Source organism: Neobacillus rhizosphaerae (genome assembly GCF_050477885.1).
Lineage (GTDB): Bacteria > Bacillota > Bacilli > Bacillales > Cytobacillaceae > Neobacillus > Neobacillus rhizosphaerae_A.
Map to the genome: position 1 here is coordinate 68,311 of NZ_JBCNAC010000123.1, position 10,555 is coordinate 78,865.

A 10,555-nucleotide genomic window follows, 5' to 3' on the forward strand; every position below is an offset into this window, starting at 1 on the left:
ATTATAGAATTCTAATTTATCAGAATAATAAAAATACAAGAAGTCTCTATTGGCCTATTATTTAGAGAGGCGAAATATATACTTTAATCCCTAGATATTTTCCATTTGATAGGTACCAAGTCACAAAAATAAAAAAGGCCCTTTTAGGCCTTTTTTCCTCGCGTTTTCTAATTAATAGTCATCACCATATCGGTATTTTCTAAATTTTGTCGAATAGCATGCATCACAGGTTGGAAACGAATGGTCCCAAGGGAGTTTTTTACCGCAATTTTTACATTTCTTAACAAACTTTTTTATATCCGTTTTTAACCGATCTTGGACTCGATCACTCACTTCTTCTCGGAGTCGTTCCCAATAGATGGCTTCCGTTCTTTCATCCAAACGATATAAAAATAAGAGATGAAGTCCAATGGCTTTGTAGCTTAGTTCCAGTTCTTCCAGACTTCGCTCCTTTACAATGGGTTCAGGGAGTTCTCTTCCTTGAATGATGCTGTACATCGTTTCCTCCCATTGTCTCGTTAATGCTGACTCATTTTTGGAAAAAGGAAGATGTAAAAATCCATACAAGTCCATTAAGGAGAGCCTTGCTTCAATTTCCGTCCCGGTTATCAATTGGTAAAGCGTCTTTTCTTCTGTAAGGGAAGCTTTTTTTGTACCTTTCGGACTCTCAAATTTCCCCCATAATTCAAAAAATGTTCCTAGGTCATGATAATAGTGCTGAAAGCGTTCGAAAACTGAATTAGTAGGGGCAATCGCAAACGTATGGACAGGCTCATCCTCTTGTAAAAGTAAATTTCTCATTTTTTTAATATCAGCTGTAAATGCCACTTTTCCGACATCATAGATTCCTTTACGACCTGCACGTCCAGCAATTTGTTTTACTTCTTGTGACGTAAGTAGCCGCCTTCTTGTTCCGTCAAACTTTTCATTTTCTAAAAAAACAATTCGGCGTATGGGGAGATTTAAACCCATGCCAATCGCATCTGTCGCCACAATGACTTTGGTTCTGCCTTTATTGAACTGTTCAATTTGTTTTTTCCTGGTTTCAGGAGGCATGCTGCCGTAAATCATACTGACAGAATGACCATCATTTTGCAATCTTGAGGCTGTTTCAAGGACACGTCTTCTTGAAAAACAAATAAGGGCGTCCCCTTTTTTTACATGTTTAATATGAAATTCTTTTTTTTCCACTTCTAATGGCGTATCCCGGGAATACTCATTAATTTCAATACTGGAATCACCTAATAACTGGAGCAGCATGGATTTAGAATTTCTGCTCCCTATGATGTGAACTTCCTGTGCATTTGCTTTCGTGATAGCTTTATACCATGAAAAGCCACGGTCCTTATCTGTAATCATTTGTGCTTCATCAATGACTACAACTTCATAAAACTCCTTTTCATGAAACATTTCTACCGTACAGGAAGAATGGCTTGCATTAGGAACGATTTTTTCCTCTTCTCCGGTTTTTAAGGAACACGGTGTCCCTTCTACATTTAACTTATCATATACCTCTAAAGCCAATAACCGTAGTGGTGCTAAATATAATCCACTGCCTGCCTCTTTCATTTTTTCTAATGCATGATGAGTTTTTCCTGTATTGGTCTCACCAATGTGAAGGACATACCGGATATTTCTCTTTAGAGAAGGATCATATTCAGTACCAAATATATCCTTCATCATCCGCTCTTCTGCTTCCTTTTTCCGTTCTAACTCTTCTTGTTCTTCTCGCTGCTTTTTTTCCCGCTCCTGCAAATCTTTATTAAAAACTTCCTTGTGTACCTCTATGTCAAAAGGAAGTTCAGCTATTTTGACCAAGTCTGAAAGATATTCCTCTTTAATGTTTTCAATAAAATAGCCTTCAACCTCATAAAGAAGCTGTGCAATACTACCTTTAACAAAAGATGCGGTAAGCGGTTCATGAAAAGTATCAAAAAAATCCCCTTTTAAATCAGGTGAAAGTTGTTCTAACACTTCTTGTGGTATAAGCTCTGACACATAATCAGAAATTAAACTTTCATACACAAAGAAGTAGGTTTGGTATTCGTAAAAGCTTCGTCCCCAATGAAGGGTTTTATGAATATCACCTGTCAGTTCTTCAAAGAAAGTGGCAACAGTAGTATAGGTAGCGGGATTAAACGGACCTTCATCGACCAATTTTTCCTCGAGTGCGAATGTATCAACCGATTGAAACTTCGTATTATTTTCCAGATCTGCCCTTAATTGTGTAGCAACGAAAAATCGAACATGTAAGTAGAAGGAATCGAAATTGTTCTCTAGAATGTCGCTAGCTGCCTCTTCTATATCCATTCGTATTGCTTGTTTTTGCTCCTCAAGCTGTTTCTGCTCTTGTTGTCTTATATAGTTTTCTTTTGCATTTTGGTATCGTTTTTCCCACTCTTCCTCTTGCCCAGCAAAAGTATTGTTAACCCAATCAAGCGCATCAAAGGGCTGATACGTTCTCATTTCATCCCGAAATAACTTATTTAAGAACTTCCGGTCAACCCCTTGCACCTCAAATCCTTTTTCGCTTAGATAAGTCTTTTTTTCATTTTTCGATACATCATTTGTTGATTTATTTAACCAAACATTGACCCAAATTTGTTCTATATAGTGGCCGCGATCAGCTAAATAGTCTTCAAAGGTTGGCAATGATTCCTTCCCTTCTAAATATCGATCCATATCTTCTTGAATCTTCGATTTTGTATGTTCAATTGCTTGAGGGTAAATGGAAAGTAATTTACTCAATATGACCCCTCCTATATATATTTTGATTTTCCTTTTTACTTAAAGTTATGTATAATGTGAGTATAGATAATCATATAGTAAAAAAGACCGAGAGTCCTGAGACACGCTCGGTCATGCAATAGTTGATTCCCTTACAGGGGATCGGCATAAAGGGCATAATCCACCACTTCTGCTTGCCGGCTCAAGGGTGGGTTATTTTTTTTTGTGGAAAGACAGAACAGTGACAATGAGACTAGCAAACGATATAGCTAACGTCAATGCTTGAAAAACTGTCAAAAAGCATCACCCCCTTTCGATAGGAGAGTGTGCCGTCCACCCTTGAGAAAACTATACTATTGCATTTTCAATTATATCATTAAACAATATACCGAACAAGCGTTCTTTAAATATTATGTAAATCACAGTACTTATCTACTAGATCCTCTATTTGATCCAGTACTGGAAAATTCCCCAAAAACTTAAATTGGATTTCTTCAATAAAGTCCTCTCGTTTATAGACATGTATGGCCCCATTCTGTTGAATCACACTGTATTCTGGTACAAACCGATATCCATTCCGTTCAATAGCCCCCATATTCTAACCCCTTTGATAGTATTTTTTTTATTATTTGCAAAAACTGTTAGACTACTCACGTTAAGATGGTTTCGGATGTCTTTGGATTGGCTCATTTTTTGTAAAGTTTGGCTCATTTTTGAGGTTTATTGGCTGACTTTTTGATAGTATTGGCTCAATTTGTGCTTCTTTTGGATATTTTTACATAATATCCCAAAATACACAAAAGAGGATGGTGCACCTAGCACACATCCTCCCTAAAATTATGCTGTTGTAAATACTTCTTCTTTATTTAACTCATGACGAATAGTTGCCTGTGCCGCTGCTAGTCTAGCTAATGGTACACGGTATGGAGAACAGCTCACATAATCTAGACCTGTTCGGTAACAGAAATCAATCGAGCTCTTTTCACCGCCATGTTCCCCACAAATTCCTGTTTTTAAAGAAGGTTTTGTTGACCGCCCTAGTTTCACTCCCATTTCAACCAGCTTACCTACCCCATTTTGGTCAAGAACAGCGAAAGGATTTTCTGGAAGTACTTTATTTTCGATATAGGCCTGCAGGAATTTACCTTCCGCATCATCTCGGCTATAGCCGAAAGTTGTTTGTGTTAAGTCGTTTGTACCAAACGAGAAGAAATCAGCTTCCTCTGCTATTTGGTCTGCAGTTAATGCTGCACGTGGAATCTCAATCATTGTTCCGATGGTATATTCAAAATTCTTACCTGTTTCTTCTTGGATTCGTAACGCTGATTCTACCACAAGCTGGCGCATTTGTTTTAACTCATTAACATGACCAACTAAAGGAATCATGATCTCTGGCTCAACTACTATTCCCTGTTCTGCTAGTGCTGCTGCGGCGTAAAAAATTGCTTTTGCTTGCATTTCGTAAATTTCTGGATAGATCATTCCAAGACGGCAGCCGCGGTGCCCAAGCATTGGGTTAAATTCATCTAATTGACGAATCTTTTTTAATAATTTTTCTTTTTGCTTTAATTCCTCAGATTGAGGGTCAGTCAGTTGAAGCTTAGTCACTTCTACTAAAAGCTCTTCTTTATCAGGTAGAAATTCATGAAGTGGCGGGTCTAATAAACGGATAGTGACAGGGAACCCTTGCATTGCTTCAAAAATCCCTTCAAAATCACTCTGCTGCATTGGTAACAGCTGATTCAAGGCTTCCATTCTCTCCCCATAATTATCAGCAAGAATCATTTTTTGTACTATCGGAATACGTTTTAAATCCATAAACATATGTTCCGTACGGCATAAGCCAATTCCGCCTGCCCCAAATTCAAATGCTTTCTTTGCATCTTCTGGATTATCAGCATTTGCTCGGACACCAATTTTCCGCTCTTGATCGGCCCATGCAAGTAAAAGCTGGAACTCATCTGAAAGTTCAGGATCAATCATTGGAATTTCGCCAAGCATGATTTCACCAGTCGAACCATCAATGGTGATGATATCTCCATAATTAATGAGGGTACTACCAACTGTGAATTGTTTCGCCTTCAAATCGATTTTTAAGGCTTCACATCCACAAATACAGGCTTTCCCCATCCCTCGTGCAACAACAGCTGCGTGGCTAGTCATTCCACCCCGGCTTGTTAATATTGCTTGGGACGCCACAATACCATGGATATCATCAGGTGTTGTTTCAGGACGAACGAGAATTACTTTTTTACCATCATTACCCAACTGTTCTGCCTCATCCGCATCAAAGACTACTTGACCTGTCGCAGCACCTGGTGAAGCTGGAAGACCCTTAGCCAAAACTTTTTTCTCAAATAAATCATCAATTCTACGATGCAGTAATTGATTTAATTGATCTGGATCCACACGTAATAGTGCCGTCTTTTTGTCAATAATTCCTTCTTCTACCATTTCAACTGCAATACGAATGGCGGCTTGTGCTGTACGTTTCCCATTACGAGTTTGTAAGATAAATAGCTTGCCACGTTCCACAGTGAATTCAATATCCTGCATTTCTTGATAGTGCTGTTCCAACCGTTTGCACGTTTCAGCAAATTGCTTATATACACCTGGCATGTCATCCGCTAATGTAGCGATTGCCTGAGGTGTACGGATTCCAGCAACCACATCTTCGCCTTGAGCATTGATTAAGTACTCACCGTAAAGAAGATGTTCCCCAGTAGATGGGTTTCTTGTAAACGCCACACCTGTTCCAGAATCGTTCCCCATATTTCCAAATACCATGCTTTGAATATTGACAGCAGTTCCTAAATGATCTGGTATTTTATTTAAACGGCGATAAACAATCGCACGTTGATTATTCCAAGAATTAAAGACGGCATTAATTGCAAGGAACAATTGTTCTTTTGGTTCCTGTGGGAAGTCTTTTCTTGTATGCTTTTTAACAATTCCTTTATACCCTTTAATTACTTCTTTCCAGTCTTCTGCAGTTAACTCTGGATCAGTGGAGTATCCCTTTTGCTCGCGTGTTTCTTCTAATAATTGTTCAAAGTAATACGTATCAATCTCAAGGACCACGTTACTGAACATTTGAATGAATCTTCTGTAAGAATCATAAGCAAAACGAGGGTTATTCGTCAGCTTTGCCATACCAACAACGGTTTCATCATTCATTCCTAAATTCAAGATGGTATCCATCATACCAGGCATGGAAAAAACGGAACCTGAACGTACTGAAACAAGGAGAGGATTTTCCGGGTCGCCTAATTTTTTACCCATTTTCTCTTCTAAGCGGACCAGTGCTTCTAGCGTTTGTTTTTCTACAATTGTAGGAATGGTTTTACTAGCTTCATAGTATGCATTGCAAGCCTGTGTAGTAATGGTAAACCCGTATGGAACAGGTAATCCAATTCTAGTCATTTCTGCTAGATTCGCTCCCTTTCCTCCTAGCAATTCTTTCATATTTCCATTTCCTTCATGAAATAAATAAACGAATTTTTCCATTATTAAAAGCTCCTCTCTTTTTTTAACACCTCTAGTATTAAGCCTGCTGTTTCTTCCACAGCCTTATTAGATACATCAATAACGGGGCAGCCTACACGTTTCATAATTTTTTCAGCATGGTCGAGTTCTTCTAATATTCTCTCAAAGCTAGCGTAATTTGCCTGTGAAGCTAACCCTAAAGCCTTCAGACGTTCTGTCCGAATTTCGTTTAATTTATTTGGTGAAATGATTAATCCAATACAATTTTTTCTTGGGATTTGAAATAATTCATCTGGTGGCTGCACTTCCGGGACTAATGGAACATTGGCCACCTTAAAGCGCTGATGTGCTAGATACATAGATAATGGCGTTTTTGATGTTCTAGATACACCGACTAAAACAATATCAGCCTTTGTAATTCCCCTTGGGTCACGACCATCGTCATATTTCACAGCGAACTCAATAGCTTCAATTTTTCGGAAATATTCTTCATCAAGCTTTCTCATCAAACCTGGTTGATGATGCGGTTGCTTATTAAATCTAGTTACGAACGCATTCATCAGTGGACCAAGTAGATCTACTGCTAATATACCCTCTTCTAAGGCTCTGCTATCTAGATATAGTTTTAAGGTTGGAACAACAATCGTATATGCAATGATGGAGTTGCCTCTTTTCGCTAGTAAAAGGACATCTTCAATATCTTCAAAGTCCTCTACATATGAACTTCTGCGAATATCCACATGACCTCCGTTAAATTGTGTTGCGACTGCTTTTACTACAAACTCAGCTGTTTCCCCTACTGAGTCAGAAACTACATAAACCACTTCTTTCTGTACCAAAATAACAGCCACTCCTCTTAGTCTGTTTTTTCTTCCATAATTTCTAGATATGCCCTTGTAATCGTGGTTTTTGTGATTCTTCCCACAAGCAAATATGTATTTTTCTGTTGGTCTTCTACCTTTACTACTGGTAGAGAATCAATATGATTGTGAATCATTTTTTTTGCGGCTTCTAACAGTGTTTCCTCTGGTTCGATCGTGATGATATTAGGCATTCTAGTCATAATGACACTTACTGGTAAGTCATTTAGATTCTTATTGCCAAGTGAAGCTCTAAGTAAGTCTTTCCTAGATATCACTCCTGCTAAAAGCCCTTCAGTATCAACTGCATAAAGTGTACCTACATCTTCTAAAAACAACTGAACAATTGCGTCGTAAACAGAGGTTGATTTTTCGACTACAATTGGATGCGCCTTATAATCATTTACTTTTTGGTGAATAAACTTTTTTGCCTGCTGTTTTACTTCAAAATTGTCATTAAAGTAATATCCCACTCGCGGCCGGGCATCCAAGTTTCCTGACATCGTTAAGATGGCAAGATCTGGTCTTAAAGCTGCCCGTGTTAAGGAAAGCATTTCTGCAATTTCTTTTCCTGTAATCGGTCCATTTTGTTTCACAATCTGTAGGATTTCATCCTGTCGTTTAGTTAGTTTAATCATTACCACCCCCTTATTAACAATAAATATGTTATATTCGTTAGTTTAATTATAAATGTGCTATACTTATTTGTATATAGTATATTACATTTGTGTGAAATACGAAACAATTACTTTCACTTTTTTTTGACAAAAATAAAAACCCGCTAATGTAGCAGGTCGTAGATTACTTTTGACAATTAGGACAATAAAATGTCTTTCTAGAAGAAACCATTTCATTTATAATAATGGCCCCACAACGATTACAGCTCTTGCCTTCCCGGTCATATACATTACATCTCTCATTAAATCCCCCCGTTAAGGTATCTCCCTTAAATAAAGGATTTTCCATATAACCACCGTGACTTATTCCGTCCTGAAGGACTGCCTTCATTGAATGATATAACATGTTCCTTTTTGATTCTTCTATTTGATCAATGTCTTTCGTAGGCAAAATTCCAGCATGGAAACAAATTTCTGCTGAATAGCAATTACCGATCCCAGCAATAAACTCTTGATCAAGTAAAGTAGTCTTTAATCGTCCATGCTTATGACGAATCATTTCTAGAAAATGATTTAAAGTGAAATTGCTAGTCAATGGTTCAGGTCCTAAATCAGAGAGTTTCTCTTCAGCTTCTTTTTGATTATATAGGTGAAGATATCCAAGTCGAAGACCGATAAAGTAAAGATGATTTTCTCCAAAGGAAATTTGGACTTGGATAGTTCGTTTTGGTTTGTCCGACTCAAGGCCGTAGAACATCCATCCACCTAACATTAAATGCAACAATAGCACATGACCATTTTGGAGATGGAATAGTAAATGCTTTCCTCTCCTATGAACATTAGTTACTTTTTGATGGAGAACTGTTCTTTTAAAGAGCTCAGGATTAAGGTTAACCGACTTTTCTCTATTGATTTGTATGTCTGAAATAACTTGACCAGCTATTTTTTGATTTAAAAGGATCTTATAGGTTTCCATCTCTGGAAGCTCTGGCATCGAATAACCCCTTCCGTCTATTTGTCTACATTCATAATAGGTTTCCCAAAATAGTTAAATAAAATATAACTGATTTAACACAAACAAATAAAAAAAAGACCTTCAACTAATAAGTCGAAGATCCTTTAAATAAAAAAATTCCACAGTATGAACTTGGAATTTTACAAAAGTAATTTTGGCAGGGGCAGTAGGAATCGAACCCACACTGAAGGTTTTGGAGACCTTAGTTCTACCTTTAAACTATGCCCCTATAAATGGTGGAGGGGGACGGATTCGAACCGCCGAACCCGGAGGGAGCGGATTTACAGTCCGCCGCGTTTAGCCACTTCGCTACCCCTCCACATATAAACACAAAGAAAAAATGGCGGAGGAAGAGGGATTCGAACCCCCGCGCGGTTTAACCCGCCTGTCGGTTTTCAAGACCGATCCCTTCAGCCGGACTTGGGTATTCCTCCATTTTTTCGAAAAAAATTATATAAGTATTTTAATAGCGGCGGAGGGGATCGAACCCCCGACCTTACGGGTATGAACCGTACGCTCTAGCCAGCTGAGCTACACCGCCAAATCATTTATATAATTAAAGTGGAGCCTAGCGGGATCGAACCGCTGACCTCCTGCGTGCAAAGCAGGCGCTCTCCCAGCTGAGCTAAGGCCCCAAAACATTAATGGTCGGGAAGACAGGATTCGAACCTGCGACCCCTTGGTCCCAAACCAAGTGCTCTACCAAGCTGAGCTACTTCCCGTAAAAAACAAGTGGTGCCGAGGACCGGAATCGAACCGGTACGGTAGTCACCTACCGCAGGATTTTAAGTCCTGTGCGTCTGCCAGTTCCGCCACCCCGGCATTAACTTATGGAGCGGAAGACGGGATTCGAACCCGCGACCCCCACCTTGGCAAGGTGGTGTTCTACCACTGAACTACTTCCGCATATAAAATTAAATGGTGCGGGTGAAGGGAGTCGAACCCCCACGCCTTGCGGCGCCAGATCCTAAGTCTGGTGCGTCTGCCAATTCCGCCACACCCGCATTTGTAAAATCAATAAGAGATGGTGCCGGCGAGAGGACTTGAACCCCCAACCTACTGATTACAAGTCAGTTGCTCTACCAATTGAGCTACCCCGGCATAAGTTTGGAAAATATATTAGTTTGTGCTCGCTGTCCTATTTATCGTCATCCTGACCTCAGAAAGCCTATTCAAGCTGCTACTCGGTCAGTATGCTGAAGTTTATTCAGGAAGCTTATTCGGTCGTGCTCTACCAATTGAGCTACCCCGGCATTAGTTTGGAAAATATATTAGTTTGTACACGCTATCCTATTTATCGTCATCCTGACCTCAGAAAGCTTATACAAGTTGCTGCTCGGTCAGTATGCTGAAGTTTATTCAGGAAGCTTATTCGGTCGTGCTCTACCAATTGAGCTACCCCGGCATTAGTTTGGAAAATATATTAGTTTGTACACGCTTTCTTAATCTATAAATAGAGATACACCAGCGTAAATATTAAGAATATATGGTGGAGGATGACGGGATCGAACCGCCGACCCTCTGCTTGTAAGGCAGATGCTCTCCCAGCTGAGCTAATCCTCCATATATATAGCCTGGCAACGTCCTACTCTCACAGGGACTTTCGTCCCAACTACCATCGGCGCTGAGAAGCTTAACTTCCGTGTTCGGTATGGGAACGGGTGTGACCTTCTCGCCATTGTTACCAGGCCTACTACACTGAATAATCTTCTTTGCGAGCCTGCGACGAGCTGAAGATATACATCTTCGAATATGCTATGGCGCAGGAGCAGACATTCAATGTACCATGATTTATGATACTAGTTCAATGAACTATGCTCATTGAGAGATCATTCTCTCAAAACTAGATA

Annotated in this window: 7 protein-coding genes, 11 tRNA genes and 1 rRNA gene; all 19 read right to left on the bottom strand. The window is 39.3% G+C overall.

Annotation, left to right across the window (positions count from 1 at the left end):
• Nucleotides 1-171 precede the first annotated feature (171 nt).
• A complete protein-coding gene (locus ABES03_RS17570; RefSeq protein WP_430119036.1) occupies nucleotides 172-2,748 on the bottom strand; it encodes a DEAD/DEAH box helicase in 2,577 nt (858 codons plus the stop codon).
• Between the two features lie 192 nt (nucleotides 2,749-2,940).
• Nucleotides 2,941-3,024: a putative holin-like toxin gene (locus ABES03_RS17575; RefSeq protein ID WP_374121074.1), complete on the bottom strand. Its 84-nt coding sequence runs from the start codon at nucleotides 3,022-3,024 to the stop codon at nucleotides 2,941-2,943.
• Between the two features lie 106 nt (nucleotides 3,025-3,130).
• Entirely contained in the window at nucleotides 3,131-3,322 is a 192-nt protein-coding gene (locus ABES03_RS17580; protein ID WP_430119038.1) for a YbxH family protein, read from the bottom strand.
• Between the two features lie 242 nt (nucleotides 3,323-3,564).
• Nucleotides 3,565-6,234, bottom strand: a complete 2,670-nt coding sequence (gene ppdK, locus ABES03_RS17585) for a pyruvate, phosphate dikinase (protein WP_430119040.1) — start codon at nucleotides 6,232-6,234, stop codon at nucleotides 3,565-3,567.
• Between the two features lie 2 nt (nucleotides 6,235-6,236).
• Nucleotides 6,237-7,052 (bottom strand): pyruvate, water dikinase regulatory protein, encoded by an 816-nt coding sequence (locus tag ABES03_RS17590; protein ID WP_308083722.1) that lies wholly within the window; start codon nucleotides 7,050-7,052, stop codon nucleotides 6,237-6,239.
• 17 nt (nucleotides 7,053-7,069) lie between these two features.
• Nucleotides 7,070-7,711, bottom strand: coding sequence for a helix-turn-helix transcriptional regulator (locus ABES03_RS17595; RefSeq protein WP_430119042.1), 642 nt, complete (start codon nucleotides 7,709-7,711; stop codon nucleotides 7,070-7,072).
• A 163-nt stretch (nucleotides 7,712-7,874) separates the two neighbouring features.
• The gene (gene mutM / locus ABES03_RS17600; protein WP_430119044.1) at nucleotides 7,875-8,684 is read right to left on the bottom strand and encodes a bifunctional DNA-formamidopyrimidine glycosylase/DNA-(apurinic or apyrimidinic site) lyase; all 810 of its coding nucleotides are present in this window, start codon (nucleotides 8,682-8,684) and stop codon (nucleotides 7,875-7,877) included.
• A gap of 176 nt (nucleotides 8,685-8,860) precedes the next feature.
• Nucleotides 8,861-8,934 (bottom strand) — tRNA-Trp (locus ABES03_RS17605).
• A 5-nt stretch (nucleotides 8,935-8,939) separates the two neighbouring features.
• Nucleotides 8,940-9,024: transfer RNA gene (locus ABES03_RS17610), tRNA-Tyr, on the bottom strand.
• 22 nt (nucleotides 9,025-9,046) lie between these two features.
• Nucleotides 9,047-9,139: transfer RNA gene (locus ABES03_RS17615), tRNA-Ser, on the bottom strand.
• A gap of 33 nt (nucleotides 9,140-9,172) precedes the next feature.
• Nucleotides 9,173-9,246: transfer RNA gene (locus ABES03_RS17620), tRNA-Met, on the bottom strand.
• Between the two features lie 21 nt (nucleotides 9,247-9,267).
• A tRNA-Ala gene (locus ABES03_RS17625) sits at nucleotides 9,268-9,340 on the bottom strand.
• 10 nt (nucleotides 9,341-9,350) lie between these two features.
• Nucleotides 9,351-9,427: transfer RNA gene (locus ABES03_RS17630), tRNA-Pro, on the bottom strand.
• Nucleotides 9,428-9,438: 11 nt separating this feature from the next.
• Nucleotides 9,439-9,527 (bottom strand) — tRNA-Leu (locus tag ABES03_RS17635).
• 9 nt (nucleotides 9,528-9,536) lie between these two features.
• Nucleotides 9,537-9,611: transfer RNA gene (locus ABES03_RS17640), tRNA-Gly, on the bottom strand.
• A 13-nt stretch (nucleotides 9,612-9,624) separates the two neighbouring features.
• Nucleotides 9,625-9,709: transfer RNA gene (locus tag ABES03_RS17645), tRNA-Leu, on the bottom strand.
• A gap of 21 nt (nucleotides 9,710-9,730) precedes the next feature.
• Nucleotides 9,731-9,806: transfer RNA gene (locus ABES03_RS17650), tRNA-Thr, on the bottom strand.
• Between the two features lie 386 nt (nucleotides 9,807-10,192).
• Nucleotides 10,193-10,268 (bottom strand) — tRNA-Val (locus ABES03_RS17655).
• Nucleotides 10,269-10,277: 9 nt separating this feature from the next.
• A 5S ribosomal RNA gene (gene rrf, locus ABES03_RS17660) occupies nucleotides 10,278-10,394 on the bottom strand.
• Between the last annotated feature and the right edge of the window lie 161 nt (nucleotides 10,395-10,555).